The sequence below is a fragment of the Cupriavidus sp. DF5525 genome, assembly GCF_040149425.2.
In the GTDB taxonomy this organism is placed as follows: domain Bacteria; phylum Pseudomonadota; class Gammaproteobacteria; order Burkholderiales; family Burkholderiaceae; genus Cupriavidus; species Cupriavidus pickettii_A.
In genome coordinates this window covers 3,769,601-3,787,519 of the sequence record NZ_CP168265.1, presented here as the reverse complement: position 1 = coordinate 3,787,519, position 17,919 = coordinate 3,769,601, and the positions used below count along the sequence as shown (strand labels likewise).

Genomic DNA, 17,919 nt, shown 5'->3' with positions numbered 1-17,919 from the left:
AGGACAATATGAGCAACAACGATTTCCTCCTGTCGGTACAGGGGGTGAACAAGCGTTTCGGCGGCCTGCAGGCGCTGTCCGAGGTGGGCCTGCAGATCAAGCCGGGCGAGATCTATGGCCTGATCGGCCCCAACGGCGCCGGCAAGACCACCTTCTTCAACGTGATCACCGGGCTGTACACGCCGGACTCGGGCGAGTTCGTGCTGGGCGGCAAGGCCTACCAGCCGACCGCCGTGCATGAAGTGGCGAAGGCCGGTATAGCGCGCACGTTCCAGAACATCCGCCTGTTCGGCGAGATGACCGCGCTCGAGAACGTCATGGTCGGGCGCCACGCGCGTACCAAGGCCGGCCTGTTCGGCGCGATCTTCCGTCCGCCTTCGGTGCGCCGCGAGGAAGAGGGCATCGAGGACATGGCGCACGACCTGCTCGACTACGTCGGCATCGGCAAGTACGCCAACTTCACCGCGCGCAACCTGTCGTACGGCCACCAGCGCCGGCTGGAGATCGCCCGTGCGCTGGCGACCGAGCCCAAGCTGCTGGCGCTGGACGAACCGGCCGCGGGCATGAACGCGACCGAGAAGGTCGAGCTGCGCGGGCTGCTCGACAAGATCAAGAACGACGGCAAGACCATCCTGCTGATCGAGCACGATGTGAAGCTGGTGATGGGGCTGTGCAGCCGCATGACGGTGCTGGACTACGGCAAGGTGATTGCCCAGGGCCTGCCGCACGAGGTGCAGAACAACCCCGCCGTGATCGAGGCCTACCTCGGCGCATCGGCGCACTGATGGCCGGAGGACAAGCAATGACACAGACAGTACTGAAGATCTCGGGCCTGAAGGTCGCCTACGGCGGCATCCAGGCCGTCAAGGGTATCGACCTCGACATCAAGGATGGCGAGCTGGTGACGCTGATCGGCGCCAACGGCGCCGGCAAGACCACCACCATGAAGGCCATCACCGGCCTGCAGGGCTGGGCCGGCGGCGACGTGGAATACATGGGCAAGTCGATCAAGGGCGTGCCCAGCTACGCGCTGCTCAAGCAGGGCATGGCGATGGTGCCGGAAGGGCGCGGCGTGTTCGCGCGCATGACCATCACCGAGAACCTGCAGATGGGCGCCTACACGCGCAACGACGAGGCCGGCATCAAGGCCGACGTCGACCGCATGTTCGGCATCTTCCCGCGCCTGAAGGAACGCGCCAACCAGCTTGCGGGCACCATGTCTGGCGGCGAGCAGCAAATGCTGGCGATGGCGCGCGCGCTGATGAGCCAGCCCAAGCTGCTGCTGCTGGACGAGCCCTCGATGGGCCTGTCGCCGATCATGGTCGAGAAGATCTTCGAGGTCGTGCGCGACATTTCGTCGCAGGGCGTGACCGTGCTGCTGGTCGAGCAGAACGCGCGCCTGGCGCTGCAGGCTGCGCACCGCGGCTACGTGATGGAGTCCGGCCTGATCACCATGAGCGGGGACGCCAAGCAGATGCTCGACGACCCCAAGGTGCGGGCCGCATACCTCGGCGAGTAAAGCGCGCGCTGCCGCCTCCCACCCCGCCGCAAGAGGGGTGAGGGAGAGGGCAGGCGCACGCAGGCGCAAGGCCTTTCCCCTTGCCGCGGGGCCCCGCGCAACGCCTGCTCAGGCTGGTGTTCGCAGGTTCTGCGGCGCTGGCTCTCTCCCTCACTCCTCTGCGGCACCACGAAGAAAAAAGCCTCGCGCGAGCGAGGCTTTTTTCCGTCTGGCGAATGACCAGCCTCAGGCCAGCTTCTTCAGCAGCGTGCGCAGCATGCCGATCATCTGGTCGATCTCTTCGCGCGTCACGTTCAGCGCCGGCATGAAGCGCAGCAGGTTGGCGCGCGGCGCGTTCAGCAGCAGGCCTTGCGGCGCCATGTCGCGGGCTTCTTCCACCAGTTGCGGGCCGATGTCCTTGCCCAGCATCAGCGCGCGCAGCAGGCCTTCGCCGCGTTCACCGCCCAGGCCGAATTCAGCCGACAGCGCCAGCAGCTGTTCCCTCAGGTACTCGCCCTTGGCCGTGACGTCGTCGAGGAACCCCGGCGCGGTCAGCTGCTCGATCACGGCGCTGCCCACCGCGGTCATCAGCGGGTTGCCATTGTAGGTGCCGCCCTGGTCGCCGGCCTCGAAGCTGGCGACCTCGGCCTTGCACAGCAGCGCCGACAGCGGCACGCCGCCGCCGATACCCTTGCCCAGCGTCATGATGTCGGGCTCCACGCCCGACAGCTCGTAGGCGAACAGGGTGCCGCAGCGCCCGCACCCGGTCTGCACTTCATCGACGATCAACAGCAGCTTGTGCTTGTCGGCCAGTGCGCGCAGGCCCTGCATGAACTCGCGCGTGGCGGGGAGCACGCCACCTTCGCCCTGCACGGGCTCGAGCATAATGCCGACGGTCTTGTCGGTGATCAGCTTCTCCACCGAAGCCAGGTCGTTGAGGTCGGCCTTGGGGAAGCCCGGCACCTGCGGCGCGAAGATGGTGTCCCAGCCGGCCTTGCCCGACGCGCTCATGGTGGCGAGCGTGCGGCCATGGAAGCTGTGGTCCATGGTGATGATCTCGAAGGCGCCGTGCTTGTGCTTGCGGCCCCATTTGCGCGCGAGCTTGATCGCGCCTTCGTTGGCCTCGGCGCCGCTGTTGGCGAAGAAGACCTTGTCGAAGCAGCTGTTGTCGGTCAGCTGTTTGGCGAGCTTGAGCATCGGCTCGTTAAAGAAGGCCGGGCTCGGGTTGATCAGCTTGTGCGACTGGCCCACCAGCGCATCGATCATGCCCTGGTTGGAATGTCCCAGGCAGTTCACCGCCCAGCCTTGCACGAAGTCCAGGTATCGCTTGCCGTTGTGATCCGTCAGCCAGGATCCCTTGCCCTCGGTGAAGACGAGCTCGGGCCGGTTGGTGATGTACATCAGGGATTGGACGGGAAACTCAGCAAATGCCATGGCGGACTCCAGGGGTCGGCTTTAAACGATGGACGGGAGGGCGGGAACGACGAAACAAAGCGGGAAACAAACGGGCAAACCAAAACAAAAAGCCACGGGGCTTGCCCGTGGCTCGTTGACCTGAACAGACGCAGTCGACGGTCAGCCGCGTGGCACCCCATTGGGGAGCGACGTACGGAAGCTGCGGCGTCGGTTGAAGGTCGTGTTCATGCGGCCAAATATAAGGCGCATGCGCCCGGGTGTCAAAACGAATTTTGGCAGACCCGGGCATTGTTGCGCTGACGGAACGGGCAGGGCGGCTGGCCGTTCAGGCCGCCGGGGCCGAGCCGGCCGGGTGCATATCGGCCTCGGAGGTGAACGAGTCGGCGAAGAACGCGTCCTCGTGCAGCTTGCACTGGCGGGTGAAGTCGGTGCGCGCGGCGTTGACCATCACCGGGGCGCCGCAGGCATAGACTTCATGGCCCGACAGGTCCGGGTGGTCGGCGATCACGGCCTGGTGGACAAAGCCGGTGCGGCCCTGCCAGTTGTCTTCGGGCTGCGCGTCGGACACCACCGGCACGTACTTGAAGTTGGGCAGGTCGCGCGCCCACTGCTCGCACAGCGCGTGCATGTACAGATCCTTGGGCCGGCGGCCGCCCCAGTACAGGGTCATCGGGCGCTCGATGCCGGTGTAGGCCATATGCTCGACGATCGCCTTGATCGGCGCGAAGCCGGTGCCGGAGGCCAGCAGGATGATCGGTGCGTTCGATTCCTCGCGCAGGAAGAAGCTGCCCAGCGGGCCTTCGAAGCGCAGGATGTCGCGCTCCTTCATCGCCGGCTGGCCTTCCTTGGCACCGAACACGTAGTCGGTGAAGGCGCCCCCGGGCATATGGCGGATATGCAGTTCGATCGGGCCGTCTTCATGCGGCGGCGTGGCGATCGAGTAGCTGCGGCGCTTGCCGTCGCGCAGCAGGAATTCCACGTACTGGCCGGCCAGGTACTGCATGCGCTCGGTTGCCGGCAGCTGCAGGCGAATCGAGATTACGTCGTCGGCCAGGCGCTCCAGCGTGGTCACGCGGCACGGCACCTTCTTGATGGGGATGTCGCCTGCGCCGTGGACTTCGCGGCATTCGATGGTGACATCCGAGGCCGCGTTGGCGCAGCAGAACAGGGCTCGGCCCTCGGTCCTTTCCTGCGCGGTCAGCGCGGACGGGGCGTGGTCGCCCTGGACGATGGTGCCTTCGAGCACGCGGCCCTTGCACGAGCCGCAGGCGCCGTTCTTGCAGCCGTAGGGCAGCCCGATGCTGTGGCGCAGGGCCGCGCCAAGGATGGTTTCGTCCGCGGCCACTTCGAACTTGTGGCCACTGGGCATGACGGTTACTTGATAAGCCATAATCGGTCTATGAGCCAAATTCAGTCGATGCTGCAGCCCTCGCGCCTCCCACTTCTCCCGGCACCTGGCCGCCGGCTGGGCCGTCCGCGCCTGTTGATCGTTGGCTGCGGGGATGTGGGGACGCGCTGCCTGCGAATCCTGTCGTCGCGCATGCGCGTGTTTGCCGTGACCTCGCAGCCGGCGCGCCGCGCCGAACTGCGCGCCGCCGGCGCGGTGCCGCTGGTGGCGGACCTGGACCGGCCCGCTACGCTCGCGCGGCTGCGCGGGCTGGCCACGCAGGTGCTGGACCTGGCGCCGCCGCCCGGGCAGGGCGAGGGCGATCCGCGCACGCGTGCACTGCTCGCCGCCTTGCGCCGCACGGCCTGGCGCCGGGCCAGGAAACCTGCGGGCACGCTTGCCGGCGAGCCCGCCATTCTACCCGACCGGGCCCCGCCCCGCGCTGCGTTTGTCTACGCCAGCACCTCCGGCGTCTATGGCGACCGCCAGGGCGCGCGGGTATCCGAATTCCACGCCGTACAGCCCCAGACCGCGCGCGCGCGCCGCCGCGTGGCCGCCGAGCAGTCGGTGCGCGCGTTCGGCCGCGACGCCGGCTGGCGCACCAGCATCGTCCGCATCCCCGGCATCTATGCGGCGGACCGCCTGCCGGTGGCGCGGCTGCAACGCGGCACCCCGGCGCTGGTGCCTCAGGACGACGTCTACACCAGCCATATCCACGCCGACGACCTGGCGCGCATCATGGTCGCCGCGCTGTTCCGCGGCCGCCCGCAGCGCGTGGTCCACGCCAGCGACGACACCGAGCTGCGCATGGCCGACTACTTCGACCTGGTAGCCGACCGCCGTGGCCTGCCGCGCCCGCCCCGCATCACGCGCGGGCAAGCGCGTGAAGTGATCGAGCCGACGCTGCTGAGCTTTATGAGCGAATCGCGCCGGCTCGACAATCGCCGCCTGAAACGCGAGCTACGCCTGCGGCTGCGCTATCCCACCGTCGCTTCCTTCTTCGACGCCTGACCGCGCCCGCGGCTGCGCCCTGCTGGAAGGTCTTCCTGCTGGCACGGGGCTTGCTGTCCACTTGCGTCACTTTGTCCCTGTCTATACAGCGGCACATGGATCGCCCCGGCCTGATGCCTGGTGGCGGTCCGTCTGAACCGACGTGGTGCCGCCATCGTTGACCGATCCTCGGAATAAAGCGCCTTTCAAGGCGGTTTTGTATCAGTTGACTCGGTGGAAGTACTACATTGACTTGTATATACAGGTATTGTTTAATGCCCGAAAACGAGCGCGGCCACAGGTATGGCCTGCCGTCGACGGACACACCAAAGGAGCGTACAGATGAGGATTCAGAGCCGCATTCACAGCAGGATCCGCGGTCGGATGGCAGTTGGGGCCGCGATGCTGTTCGCGGTGGTGGCCGCGGGCGGCACCGCGCACGCCCAGACCACCAAAGTGACGCTCGGCATGAGCGGCTGGACCGGCTTCGCGCCGCTGACGCTGGCCGACAAGGCCGGCATCTTCAAGAAGAACGGCGTGGAAGTCGACATCAAGATGATCCCGCAGAAGGACCGCCACCTGGCGCTGGCCTCGGGTGCGATCCAGTGCGCGGCCACCACGGTCGAGACCCACGTGGCCTGGAACGCCAACGGCGTGCCGATCACCCAGATCGTGCAGCTGGACAAGTCCTACGGTGCCGACGGCCTGGCCGTGCGCACCGACGTGAAGAGCTTTGCCGACCTGAAGGGCAAGACCATCGGTGTCGATGCGCCGGGTACCGCGCCGTACTTCGGCCTGGCCTGGATGCTGAAGAAGAACGGCATGACGCTCAAGGACGTGAAGACCACCACGCTGTCGCCGCAGGCGGCCGCGCAGGCCTTCGTGGCCGGCCAGAACGACGGCGCCATGACCTATGAGCCGTACCTGTCGACGGTGCGCCAGAACCCGGACAAGGGCAAGATCCTGGCGACCACGCTCGACTACCCGATGGTGACCGATACGCTCGGCTGCGCGCCGAAGTGGCTCAAGGAGAACCCAAAGGCGGCGCAGGCGCTGGTCGACAGCTACTTCGAGGCGCTGGAGATGATCCGCAAGGATCCCGAGAAGGCCAACGAGATCATGGGCGCCGCGGTCAAGCAGACCGGCGAGCAGTTCGCGAAGTCGGCCGCCTACCTGCGTTGGCAGGACCGTGAGGCCAACAAGAAGTTCTTCTCCGGCGAGCTCGCCAGCTTCAGCAAGGAAGCGGCGGCGGTGCTGCTCGACATCGGCGTGATCCGCCAGGTGCCGGACGTGACGACGCTGTACGACGCGCGTTTCCTCAAGTAACCCGCAGTTTCCAGGAGGCGTGACGTCATGACGCAAGCCCGAATTGGTTCATCTGCCCCGGCGGCCGCGGTGGCCGCCGGCGGCTCTGCCGAGGCGCCCGCGCGCCGGCGCCATCCGTGGCTGGCCCCGCTGGTCCCGGTGTCGCCGAACACGCGCTGGATCCTCGGCCTGTCTTTCTTTGTGCTGTTCTTAGGCATCTGGGCCGCGGTCACGCTGGGCGGCTTTGTGCCGCGCACGTTCCTGGCCGATCCGATGACGATGGCCAAGGAGGGCTTCATCCTTTTCACCGAGCACAACTTCATCGGCGACATCGGCATGACCGTCTGGCGCGTGGTCGGCGGCTTCGTGCTGGCCGCGGTGCTGGCCGTGCCGCTGGGCATCTTCATGGGCTCGTACAAGGCGGCCGAGGCGTTCTTCGAGCCCTTCGTGTCGTTCTGCCGCTACCTGCCCGCGTCGGCCTTTATCCCGCTGCTGATCCTGTGGGCCGGCATCGGCGAGACCCAGAAGTTGCTGGTGATCTTTATCGGCTCGTTCTTCCAGATCGTGCTGATGGTGGCGGTGGCCGTCGGCGGCGCGCGCAAGGACCTGGTCGAGGCGGCCTACACGCTGGGCGCCAACAGCGCCGGCATCGTGCGGCGCGTGCTGATCCCCGGGGCGGCGCCAGAGATCGCCGAGATCCTGCGGCTGGTGCTGGGCTGGGCCTGGACCTACGTGATCGTGGCCGAGCTGATCGGCTCGTCATCCGGCATCGGCCACATGATCACCGACAGCCAGGCGCTGCTCAATACCGGGCAGATTATCTTCGGCATCATCGTGATCGGCTGCATCGGGCTGGTCTCCGACCTTGTCTTCAAGCGCGCCAACCAGCGCCTGTTCCCGTGGAGTTCGATCCAATGAGCGCACTGTCCATCCAGCAGGTCTCGCGCACCTTCGCCAACCCGCGCGGTGGCCAGACCCTGGCGCTGCAGCCGGTCGACTTCGAGGTCCGCGACAACGACTTTGTCACCATCCTCGGGCCTTCGGGCTGCGGCAAGTCCACGCTGCTGCGCATCGTCGCGGGGCTCGACACCCCCTCCAGCGGCCGCGTGCTGCTGGACGGCCAGCCAGTGTCCGCCCCCGGCGCCGACCGCGGCATGGTGTTCCAGTCGTACACGCTGTTTCCCTGGCTGACGATCGAGCAGAACGTGCGCTTCGGCCTGCGCGAGCGCGGCATGAGCGCGGCCGAGCAGAAGGAGCGCAGCGACTTCTTCATGCAGCGCGTCGGCCTGCGCGGCTTCGAGCACCACTACCCGAAACAGCTCTCTGGCGGCATGCAGCAGCGCACCGCGATCGCGCGGGCGCTGGCCAACGATCCCAAGATCCTGCTGCTCGACGAGCCCTTCGGCGCGCTCGACAACCAGACCCGCGTGCTGATGCAGGAGTTGCTGCTCGGCATCTGGGAAGCCTCGCGCAAGACGGTATTATTCGTGACCCACGATATCGACGAGGCCATCTTCATGGCCAACCGGGTGGCGGTGTTTTCCGCCAGGCCGGGTCGGATCAAGAGCGAGATCGCGGTGGATTTCCCGCATCCGCGCCATTACACGATCAAGACCTCTCCCGAGTTTTCCGCGCTCAAGGCGCGCCTGACGGAAGAGATCCGCGCCGAGGCCATGGCCGCGGCCGAGCACTGAAACAACATGAACCACGCAGTAGGCCCTACTTCCGCTCCTTCGTCTCCCACCGCGCTCTACCAGCAGGTCAAGGAGTACATCGCCCGCCAGATCCAGAGCGGCGCGTGGCAGCCGGGCGACCGGGTGCCGTCGGAGCAGGAGCTGGTGAACCGCTTCGGCGTCTCGCGCATGACCGTCAACCGGGCACTGCGCGAGCTGTCGGAGCAGGGCCGGGTGGTGCGCGTGGCCGGCGTGGGCACCTTCGTCGCCGAGCACAAGCCGCAGTCCACGCTGCTGAGCGTGGTCAACCTGCAGGACGAGATCCGCATGCGCGGGCATGACTATGCCTGCGACGTGATCCTGGTGGAGCGCGTCTCGGCGTCGATCGAGGTGGCCGCCGCGCTGGAGCTGCGCACCGGCGAATCGGTGTACCACTCCGTCTGCGTGCATCGCGAGGACGGCGTACCGGTGCAGCTGGAAGACCGCTACGTCAATCCGCGCGTGGCGCCGGACTTTATCGGCCAGGATTTCAGCCAGACCCAGCCCGGCGAGTACCTGTTGCGCCATGTGCCCTACGATCAGGTAGAGCATGTGGTCGATGCGATCGCCGCCACCCCCGAGCAGGCCGCGCAACTGGAAATGCCGCCCACGCAACCTTGCCTGATGCTGACGCGCCGCACCTGGACCAACGGCGTGCCGGTGACTTTCGTGCGGTGCCTGCATCCGGGCAACCGCTACCGCCTCGGCAGCCGCTTCCGCGCCGACGGCAATCCCGCTTTCGGCTGATTCCCCGACGGATCAGCCCATGGTTCAATTTTTACCTTAAGCTGTATAGACAGGAACATACAAATGAGCGCCAGCCAACACGACCAAGCTTCCCGCCCGCTGCTGACCCTGCAGCCGGGCCATGTCACCCTGGCCGACCTGCGCCGCATCTACCGTGGCGAAGTGCGCCTGGAGATGGCCGAATCCGCCTGGGCGGGCGTGCGCGCCGCGCAGGCCACGGTGCAGGACATCATCGACGCCGACGCCGTGGTCTACGGCATCAACACCGGCTTCGGCAAGCTGGCGCAGAGCCGCATCCCGCACGACAAGCTGGCCCAGCTGCAGCGCAACCTGGTGCTGTCGCACAGCGTCGGCACAGGCCCCGACCTGGCCGAGGACACCGTGCGCCTGATCCTGGCGACCAAGGCGGTCAGCCTGGCGCGCGGCCACTCGGGCGTGCGGCCGGAACTGATCGAGGCGCTGCTGGCGCTGGTGAACCACGGCGTGACGCCGTGCATCCCGGCCAAGGGCTCGGTGGGCGCCTCCGGCGACCTGGCTCCGCTGGCGCATATGTCGTGCACGCTGATCGGCGTGGGCGATGTGCTGGTCGACGGCAAGCGCGTGCCGGCTGCAGAGGGCCTGGCCCATGCCGGCCTGAAAGCATTTGAACTTGGCCCGAAGGAAGGCCTGGCATTGCTCAACGGCACCCAGGTGTCGACCGCACTGGCGCTGGCCGGCCTGTTCGGCGCCGAAGACGCGTTTGCCGCCGGGCTGGTGGCAGGTGCGCTGTCGCTGGAAGCGATCAAGGGCTCGGTCAAGCCGTTCGATGCCCGTATCCATGAAGCCCGCGGCCAGGCTGGCCAGATCGCCGTGGCCGGCGCCGTGCGCGCGATGCTCGACGGCAGCGAGATCGTCGATTCGCACAAGGCCTGCGGCCGCGTGCAGGACCCGTACTCGATCCGCTGCCAGCCGCAGGTGATGGGCGCGTGCCTGGACAACCTGCAGCACGCCGCGCGCATCCTGCAGATCGAGGCCAATGCCGCGTCGGACAACCCGCTGGTGTTCCCGGAGCAGGGCGATGTGGTCTCCGGCGGCAATTTCCACGCCGAGCCGGTGGCGTTTGCCGCCGACATCATCGCGCTGGCGATCGCCGAGATCGGCGCGATTTCCGAGCGCCGGCTGGCGCTGCTGCTCGATACCGGGCTGTCGGGCTTGCCGCCGTTCCTGGTGCGCGAGGGCGGGTTGAACTCGGGCTTCATGATCGCGCAGGTGACCGCAGCCGCGCTGGCTTCCGAGAACAAGTCGCTGGCGCATCCGTCCAGCGTCGACAGCCTGCCGACGTCGGCCAACCAGGAAGACCATGTGTCGATGGCTACCTACGGTGCGCGCCGGCTGGGCGAGATGGCGGCCAATACCGCGGTGGTGGTCGGCATCGAAGCGATGGCGGCCGCACAGGGCATCGAATTCCATCGTCCGCTGAAGTCGTCGCCGCTGGTGGAAACCGAACTGGCCCGCATCCGCGCGCGCGTGGACTTCGTGGAAGGCGACCGCTACCTGGCGCCGGATATCGAAGCGATGAAGCAATGGGTGGTGCAGGGCGATGCCGGTGCGGGCTGGCCCGACGCCGTGCGCGCGATCCTGCCGACCAACCTGTCGGAATGCGACCGCAACTGACCCAGCAAGAGCAGACACGCAGCAGGAGAACAAGACATGAACGCCAACGAAAACCAATTCATCCAGCGCGGCCAGCGCGAAATCCGTGCCCCGCGCGGCAGCCAGCTGCACTGCAAGAACTGGCTGATCGAAGCCGCCTACCGCATGATCCAGAACAACCTCGATCCCGACGTGGCCGAGCGCCCGCAGGACCTGGTGGTGTACGGCGGCATCGGCAAGGCCGCGCGCAACTGGGAATGCTTCGACGCGATCCTGGACAGCCTGCGCCGCCTGGGCGAGGACGAATCGCTGCTGGTGCAGTCGGGCAAGCCGGTCGGCGTGTTCCGCACGCATGTCGACGCGCCGCGCGTGCTGATCGCCAACTCCAACCTGGTGCCGCACTGGGCCAACTGGGACAAATTCAACGAACTGGACCGCGCCGGCCTGATGATGTACGGGCAGATGACCGCGGGCTCGTGGATCTACATCGGCACGCAGGGCATCGTGCAGGGCACCTATGAGACCTTTGTCGAGGCAGGCCGCCAGCACTACAACGGCGACCTGTCGGGCAAGTGGATCCTGACCGCGGGCCTGGGCGGCATGGGCGGTGCGCAGCCGCTGGCGGGTGTGCTCGCCGGCGCCTGCGTGCTGGCGATCGAATGCCAGGAGTCGCGTATCGACTTCCGCCTGCGCACGCGCTACGTCGACAAGAAGGCCACCACGCTCGACGAAGCGCTGGCGATGATTGCCGAAGCCACGCAGAAGAAGGAAGCGATCTCGGTCGGCCTGCTCGGCAACGCCGCCGAGATCGTCCCTGAACTGGTCAAGCGCGCGCAGGCCGGCGGCATGCGCCCGGATATCGTCACCGACCAGACCTCTGCGCATGACCTGGTCAATGGCTACCTGCCGGAAGGCTGGACCGTCGAGCAGTGGGAGCAAGCGCGCAAGCAGGATCCCAAGTCGGTGGAAGCCGCAGCGCGTCCGTCGATCGTCAAGCACGTGCAGGCCATGCTCGACTTCCAGAAGATGGGCGTGCCGACGGTCGACTACGGCAATAACATTCGCCAGGTCGCGTTCGACGAGGGCGTGAAGAATGCCTTCGATTTCCCGGGTTTCGTGCCGGCCTATATCCGCCCGCTGTTCTGCCGCGGCAAGGGCCCGTTCCGCTGGGTGGCGCTGTCGGGCGACCCGGAGGATATCTACAAGACCGACGCCAAGATGAAGGAGCTGTTCCCCGAGGACAAGCACCTGCACCGCTGGCTCGACATGGCGCATGACCGCATCGCCTTCCAGGGCCTGCCGGCGCGCATCTGCTGGGTGGGGCTGGACGAGCGCCACCGCGCCGGCCTGGCCTTCAACGAGATGGTGAAGTCCGGTGAGCTGAAGGCGCCGGTAGTGATCGGCCGCGACCACCTGGACTGCGGCTCGGTGGCTTCGCCCAACCGCGAGACCGAAGCGATGCGCGACGGCTCGGATGCGGTTTCCGACTGGCCGCTGCTGAACGCGCTGCTGAACACCGCTGGCGGTGCCACGTGGGTCAGCCTGCATCACGGTGGCGGCGTTGGCATGGGCTTCTCGCAGCATTCGGGCGTTGTGATCGTGTGCGACGGCACCGACGCCGCTGCCAAGCGCATCGAACGCGTGCTGTGGAACGATCCGGCCACCGGCGTGATGCGTCATGCGGACGCGGGCTATGAAGTGGCCATCGAATGCGCGCACGAGAAGGGCCTCAACCTGCCGATGGTGAAGGGCTTATGAGCACGACCCTGCCGCAGCGCTTTGCGCTGGATGAGATCGCCCCAACGCGCTGGAAGAACGGCGGCGGCAACACGCGCGAGATCGCGGTGTGGCCGGACGGCGCCGGCATGGACGACTTTGTGTGGCGGCTGAGCGTGGCCGATATCGAAGCGGATGGCCCGTTCTCGCCGTTCCCGGGCATCGACCGCCAGATCGTGCTGCTCGAAGGCGCGGGCGTGACGCTTGCCGCCGATGACGGCAGCTTCAGCCATCGGCTCGCGCAGCCGGGCGAGCCGTTTGCCTTTTCCGGCGACACCGGCCTGCAGGCAGCGCTGCTCGATGGCGCGACGCGCGACTTCAATGTGATGACGCGCCGTGGCAGGTGCCGTGCGCGTGTCGAAGCTTTCCGCCAGGGGTTTGCGGTCAGCACCGGCGACCATACCGTGTGCCTGTTTGCCGTCAGCGGCGCCTGGCAGGCGCAGGACGCCAGTCTGTCGCTGCAGGCAGGCGAAGGGGCGCTATATGGCGCCGCCGGGACTGCATCGACGCAACCGTTTGAACCTGTGGGTGATGAAGCGCTGTGCCTTTGCGTCACCCTTGAGACGGAGCCGGGCCAATGACGCTGACCTCTGTATCGTCCGCCCCCAGTGCAGACGGCGTCTGGCACAACTGCCACCTGCTGCCGGATGCCGACCCCGCGCAGGCGATCCGCGATGCCGCGCTGGTTGTCGAGCAGGGACGTGTCGCGTGGCTCGGCGTTGCCGCCGAGATGCCGGACGCGTACCGCGGCTTGCCGCGCCATGATGCCAACGAGGCCTGGATCACCCCCGGCCTGGTCGACTGCCATACCCACCTGGTCTACGGCGGCCAGCGCGCCGATGAATTCGCGATGCGCCTTGCGGGCGCCGGCTACGAAGAAATTGCGCGCGCAGGCGGTGGCATCGTCTCCACCGTGCGCGCCACCCGCGCCGCCGACGAAGACACGCTGTTCGCACAGGCCGCCGCGCGCCTGCAGCCGCTGCTGGCCGAGGGCGTGACCGCGCTCGAGATCAAGTCGGGCTACGGCCTGAGCCTCGAAGCCGAGCGCAAGCAGCTGCGCGTGGCGCGGCGGCTGGGCGAGCAGTTCGGTGTCTCTGTCCACACCACCTTCCTTGGCGCGCATGCCTTGCCGCCCGAGTACGCGGGCCGTGCCGACGACTACATCGACCTGGTCTGCAACACCATGCTGCCGGCTCTGGCAGAGGAGGGGCTGGTCGACGCGGTCGATGCATTCTGCGAATCGATCGGCTTCTCGATCGCCCAGACCGAACGCGTCTTCGATGCCGCCACGCGCCACGGGCTGCGCGTCAAGCTGCATGCCGAGCAACTGAGCAACCTCGGCGCAGCCGCACTGGCCGCGCGCCATCGCGCCTTGTCCGCCGATCATCTCGAACATCTCGATGAAGCCGGCGTTGCGGCGATGGCGGAGGCCGGCACGGTCGCGGTGCTGCTGCCCGGCGCCTACTACTTCCTGCGCGACACCAACCTGCCGCCGATCGCGCTGCTGCGCCAGTACGGCGTGCCGATGGCGATCTCGACCGACCACAACCCGGGCACGTCGCCGGTGACGTCGCTGCTGCTGATGATGAATATGGCCTGCACGCTGTTCCGCCTGACCGTGCCCGAAGCACTGGCCGGCGTGACCGTGCACGCAGCGCGCGCGCTGGGCGCGGCCGACCGGCACGGCAAGCTTGAAGCGGGGCGTGTTGCCGACTTCGCGCTGTGGGGCATCGATTCGCCCGCTGAGCTGGCCTACTGGTTCGGCCGCAACCCGGTGGTGACGGTGGTGCGTCAGGGCCGCGTCTATCACGCGCACGGAGGCGCATCGGCATGAGCGCTACGCAACTTCTCGCACCTTATGCACTGCTGCCGTCCGGCTGGGCGCGCGATGTGCTACTCGCATGGGACGAACAGGGCCGCTTGACCACCGTGCAGCCCGACGCCACGCCTGCGGCCGGCTTGCCGCGCGCGGTCGGCCCGGTGCTGCCCGGCATGCCCAACCTGCATTCACACGCCTTCCAGCGCGGCTTTGCCGGCCTCACTGAGTACCGCAGCCGTCCGCAGGGCGACGACCCGGCCGGCGCCGACTCGTTCTGGAGCTGGCGCACGCTGATGTACCGCTTTGCGCAACGTCTGTCGCCAGATACGCTGGAGGCGATCGCCACGCAGCTCTATATCGAGATGCTGCGCGCCGGCTACACCAGCGTGTGCGAGTTCCACTACGTGCATCACGATGCCGACGGCAAGCCCTATGCCGACGCCTCCGAGATGTCGCTGCGCCTGCTGCGCGCGGCGCAGCGCACCGGCATCGGCATGACGCTGCTGCCGGTGCTGTACCAGACCGCCGGCTTTGGCGGCAAGCCGCCGCTGGCGGAGCAGCGCCGTTTCCTGCACGACACCGACGCGATGCTGCGCCTGCTGGAACGGCTCGCGCCCGTATGCGCGCAGTCCGGCGCACGGCTCGGGCTGGCACCGCATTCGTTGCGTGCGGTGCCGGAAGGCAGCCTGGCGCACGCGCTGGCGGGCCTGAAGGCCATCGACCCGCAGGCGCCCATCCATATCCATATCGCCGAACAGCAGCGCGAAGTCGACGATTGCATCGCCTGGTCCGGCACGCGCCCGGTCACCTGGTTGTTCGACCATGTTGAAGTCGATGCGCGCTGGTGCCTGGTGCATGCCACCCATATGGATTGGGACGAACGACGGCGCCTCGCGCACAGCGGCGCGGTGGCCGGCATCTGCCCGACCACTGAGGCCAACCTTGGCGACGGCGTGTTCGAAGCCGCGCCTTACCTCGCGCAGCACGGCGCATGGGGTATCGGCTCGGACAGCCACGCCAGTGTCAGCGTGGCCGAGGAACTGCGCCTGTTCGAGTACGGCCAGCGGTTAGGTCTGCAGCGGCGCAACGTGCTGGCCTCCGACACACATGCGCAGGTGGCCGACCGTTTGTATCTGGAAGCCGTGGCCGGCGGCGCACGCGCCAGCGGCCGCGCCATAAGCGGACTGGCAATGGGACAGCAGGCGGATTTCGTCGTGCTGGACGGCGCGCATCCCGCGCTGGCCGGGCTCGACGGCGCGCAGGCGCTCGCCAACCACGTGTTCGCCAATCACGGTCATGAGACACTAGCGGATGTCCGCACCGCCGGCCGTAGCCGCGTGCAGCATGGCGCGCATCCGCTGCAGGCGGACGCGGGCCGGCTCTTCATCGCGGCCCGCGCCAGCCTGATGGCCGACTGAAACCGGGCGCTCGCCCACCGCATCGCAAAGACCATGTCCTTCTCCACCGATACCCCCGCCTTCACCCTGCACCGTGGCACGCGCCCGCTGCTGGTATCGATGCCGCATGTCGGCACGCACCTGCCGGCATCCGTCTCGCAACGGCTGACCGCCGAAGCTCGCACCGTGCCCGATACCGACTGGCACCTGGAACGTCTCTACGACTTTGCCCGCGAGCTGGGCGCATCGGTGCTGGCCGCCACGCACTCGCGCTACGTGGTCGACCTGAACCGGCCGCCCGATAACGCCAACCTGTATCCCGGCCAGGACACCACCGGCCTGTGCCCGGTCGATACCTTCGACAAGACGCCGGTGTACGCCGACGGCTGCAACGGCCCGGACGATGCGGAGATCGTCGCCCGCCGCGACGCGATCTGGCGCCCGTACCACGAGGCGCTGGCCGCGGAACTGGCCCGACTGAAAGCGGAACACGGCACCATCGCGCTGTGGGACGCGCATTCGATCCGCTCGGTGCTGCCGCGCTTCTTCGAAGGCAGGCTGCCGGACTTCAACCTCGGCACGGCCAACGGCGACAGCTGCGATGCCATGCTGGCGAACCAGTTGCTGGAGCAGGCCGCCGCGGTGCCGGGCCATACCGCGGTGCTGAACGGCCGCTTCAAGGGTGGCTACATTACGCGCCAGTATGGAAAGCCGCAGGACGGCGTGCACGCGGTGCAGCTCGAGCTGTCGCAGTGCGCGTATATGAGCGAGGTGTATCCGTTCGCCTATGACGAGGCGCGTGCCTCGGCACTGCAGCCGGCGTTGCGCGGCATGCTGGCGACGGTGCTGGAGTTCGTCGAGTCCCGCTGAGCACAGCGCTCTGCCAGCCGCGGCAAAGCTCAGGCGACTTGCTGGCCAAGCCGCAGGCGGTAGAGCGAGGTGCTGGCGGCGATGAACCATTCATTGCCCGCGACGCCACCGAAGGTAAGGTTGCCCACTTTTTGCGGCACCGGGATATGCGCCATCCGTGCCAGTCCGTGCGAGCCAACAGTAAGCTGCCTCAGCTTGCTGTTGGCTTTTGCCGCATCGGCGCACAGGGCTGATTTGGCATCCCCGATGGAGGAGATGGGCAGTGGGACGTGGAGAGGCAGAGCGCGGCTCAGCGCTGCCTGGCCAGGCGGTCCTCGATATGCTTGGCACGCTCCTGCGAGCCCGGGTGCGAACTGAGCATGCTCGACTGCCCGCCGTCGAGCGTCGACATCTTGCGGAACGCCGTCGCCAGCGCCTGCCGGTTGGCGCCGTTCTTCGTCAGCAGGTCGAACGAATAGTCATCGGCCGCGGTTTCCTGGCGCTGTGAGAATTGCGCATTGACGAACTTTTCGGCCAGGTCCCCAATCTGCGACGACGATAGCGCAGTCAGCGAAGCGATGCTGGTCGACCCGAGCAACCCGCGCGCAGCGGCCGCGGTATAGGCCACCTGCATCGCTGCCTTGGTATGGCCGAGCGCCACGTGCCCGATCTCATGGCCCACCACGCCGCGCACTTCATCGTCGCTCAAAAAATCCATCAGCCCGCTGTAGACCCGCACGCAGCCATTGGCCATCGCCCAGGCATTGATGTCCTTGGTCATGTACACCTTGGCGTCGAGCGGCAGGCCGGTATTGCCAAGCCCGCTCATCACCGTGGCCAGGCGCTTGGTGTAGGTGCTGTCCGCAGGCGCGAGGGTGTTCTTCTTATCCATCTCCGCGCATGACTGGTCGGACAGCGTCTTGACGTTGGCGTCCGACAAGGTAGCGGCGGTGAAGAGGCTGCCGCCGGCCTGGGTGAGGTTTTCCACGTTGGCACCGGCGCAGCCGGCAAGCAGGGTGGCGCAGGCTAGGGCGGAGAGGGTGAGTCGCTTCATGGTTCGCTCCGGGGGAGAATGGAATGGGCAATGCCATAGGATAGGAAGCGGGAGGAGGGTGCGCTAGTGGACGCCGTCCGACATCGGGCTTCCGAATAGTGGCCCTCAAAGCATTTGTAGGCCCGGACATCGGGCTGCTGATTCAACTCACCGAAAGTGTTGTGAAATCGCACAGGTCATCGAGACGCTGCTGCGAACGAAGGAACTGGTAATCGAGGCGGCGGAAACAGTCTGGAAGGCGTTGCGGCTGTACGCTGGTTCGTCGGCCGATTTTGCGGACTGCCTGATCGAGAAGACGTGCCACGAAGCGCAGTGCGAATACACGGCGACGTTTGAT

At 67.1% G+C, this 17,919-nt stretch carries 16 protein-coding genes and 1 pseudogene; 13 read left to right on the top strand and 4 right to left on the bottom strand.

Annotation, left to right across the window (positions count from 1 at the left end; translation table 11 throughout):
* Positions 1-8 precede the first annotated feature (8 nt).
* Both ABNX08_RS17690 and ABNX08_RS17685 read left to right on the top strand, forming a co-directional pair.
* Positions 9-785 (top strand): ABC transporter ATP-binding protein, encoded by a 777-nt coding sequence (locus ABNX08_RS17690; RefSeq protein ID WP_022536453.1) that lies wholly within the window; start codon positions 9-11, stop codon positions 783-785.
* A gap of 17 nt (positions 786-802) precedes the next feature.
* Positions 803-1,519 (top strand): ABC transporter ATP-binding protein, encoded by a 717-nt coding sequence (locus tag ABNX08_RS17685; RefSeq protein ID WP_022536452.1) that lies wholly within the window; start codon positions 803-805, stop codon positions 1,517-1,519.
* 225 nt (positions 1,520-1,744) lie between these two features.
* Here ABNX08_RS17685 and ABNX08_RS17680 read toward each other — a convergent pair whose 3' ends face one another.
* Both ABNX08_RS17680 and ABNX08_RS17675 read right to left on the bottom strand, forming a co-directional pair.
* Positions 1,745-2,932: an acetylornithine transaminase gene (locus ABNX08_RS17680; RefSeq protein ID WP_349606283.1), complete on the bottom strand. Its 1,188-nt coding sequence runs from the start codon at positions 2,930-2,932 to the stop codon at positions 1,745-1,747.
* A 307-nt stretch (positions 2,933-3,239) separates the two neighbouring features.
* Complete coding sequence (locus tag ABNX08_RS17675) at positions 3,240-4,304, bottom strand: CDP-6-deoxy-delta-3,4-glucoseen reductase (protein WP_349606281.1); 1,065 nt, start codon at positions 4,302-4,304, stop codon at positions 3,240-3,242.
* Between the two features lie 9 nt (positions 4,305-4,313).
* On the opposite strand from ABNX08_RS17675, the gene ABNX08_RS17670 reads away from it, so the two are divergent.
* The 11 genes from ABNX08_RS17670 to hutG all read left to right on the top strand — a co-directional run bounded on the left by ABNX08_RS17670 (position 4,314) and on the right by hutG (position 16,549).
* Positions 4,314-5,312, top strand: a complete 999-nt coding sequence (locus ABNX08_RS17670) for an NAD-dependent epimerase/dehydratase family protein (protein WP_349606280.1) — start codon at positions 4,314-4,316, stop codon at positions 5,310-5,312.
* Positions 5,313-5,675: 363 nt separating this feature from the next.
* Positions 5,676-6,617 (top strand): ABC transporter substrate-binding protein, encoded by a 942-nt coding sequence (locus ABNX08_RS17665; protein WP_041681143.1) that lies wholly within the window; start codon positions 5,676-5,678, stop codon positions 6,615-6,617.
* Positions 6,618-6,644: 27 nt separating this feature from the next.
* Positions 6,645-7,514, top strand: a complete 870-nt coding sequence (locus tag ABNX08_RS17660) for an ABC transporter permease (protein ID WP_349606278.1) — start codon at positions 6,645-6,647, stop codon at positions 7,512-7,514.
* Positions 7,511-8,290, top strand: a complete 780-nt coding sequence (locus ABNX08_RS17655; RefSeq protein WP_022536446.1) for an ABC transporter ATP-binding protein — start codon at positions 7,511-7,513, stop codon at positions 8,288-8,290. Before ABNX08_RS17660 ends, ABNX08_RS17655 begins: the two co-directional genes overlap by 4 nt.
* A gap of 6 nt (positions 8,291-8,296) precedes the next feature.
* Positions 8,297-9,055 carry a histidine utilization repressor gene (gene hutC, locus ABNX08_RS17650; RefSeq protein ID WP_022536445.1) on the top strand — a complete coding sequence of 253 codons (759 nt, stop codon included), beginning with the start codon at positions 8,297-8,299 and terminating at the stop codon, positions 9,053-9,055.
* Between the two features lie 63 nt (positions 9,056-9,118).
* Positions 9,119-10,708, top strand: a complete 1,590-nt coding sequence (gene hutH, locus ABNX08_RS17645) for a histidine ammonia-lyase (protein ID WP_022536444.1) — start codon at positions 9,119-9,121, stop codon at positions 10,706-10,708.
* 36 nt (positions 10,709-10,744) lie between these two features.
* Positions 10,745-12,445 (top strand): urocanate hydratase, encoded by a 1,701-nt coding sequence (gene hutU, locus ABNX08_RS17640; protein WP_022536443.1) that lies wholly within the window; start codon positions 10,745-10,747, stop codon positions 12,443-12,445.
* The gene (locus tag ABNX08_RS17635; protein ID WP_022536442.1) at positions 12,442-13,044 is read left to right on the top strand and encodes a HutD family protein; all 603 of its coding nucleotides are present in this window, start codon (positions 12,442-12,444) and stop codon (positions 13,042-13,044) included. The genes hutU and ABNX08_RS17635 overlap by 4 nt, the downstream gene beginning before the upstream one ends.
* Positions 13,041-14,297, top strand: a complete 1,257-nt coding sequence (gene hutI / locus ABNX08_RS17630; RefSeq protein ID WP_022536441.1) for an imidazolonepropionase — start codon at positions 13,041-13,043, stop codon at positions 14,295-14,297. Before ABNX08_RS17635 ends, hutI begins: the two co-directional genes overlap by 4 nt.
* On the top strand, positions 14,294-15,700 hold the full coding sequence (locus ABNX08_RS17625; RefSeq protein ID WP_349606275.1) for a formimidoylglutamate deiminase: 1,407 nt from the start codon (positions 14,294-14,296) through the stop codon (positions 15,698-15,700). Before hutI ends, ABNX08_RS17625 begins: the two co-directional genes overlap by 4 nt.
* A 33-nt stretch (positions 15,701-15,733) precedes the next feature.
* Complete coding sequence (gene hutG, locus ABNX08_RS17620; RefSeq protein ID WP_022536439.1) at positions 15,734-16,549, top strand: N-formylglutamate deformylase; 816 nt, start codon at positions 15,734-15,736, stop codon at positions 16,547-16,549.
* A 29-nt stretch (positions 16,550-16,578) separates the two neighbouring features.
* Here hutG and ABNX08_RS17615 read toward each other — a convergent pair.
* Positions 16,579-16,707 (bottom strand): annotated as a pseudogene (locus ABNX08_RS17615) (SMP-30/gluconolactonase/LRE family protein); the annotation flags it as partial.
* A gap of 131 nt (positions 16,708-16,838) precedes the next feature.
* Positions 16,839-17,582 (bottom strand): M48 family metallopeptidase, encoded by a 744-nt coding sequence (locus tag ABNX08_RS17610; RefSeq protein WP_022536437.1) that lies wholly within the window; start codon positions 17,580-17,582, stop codon positions 16,839-16,841.
* Positions 17,583-17,919 lie beyond the last annotated feature (337 nt).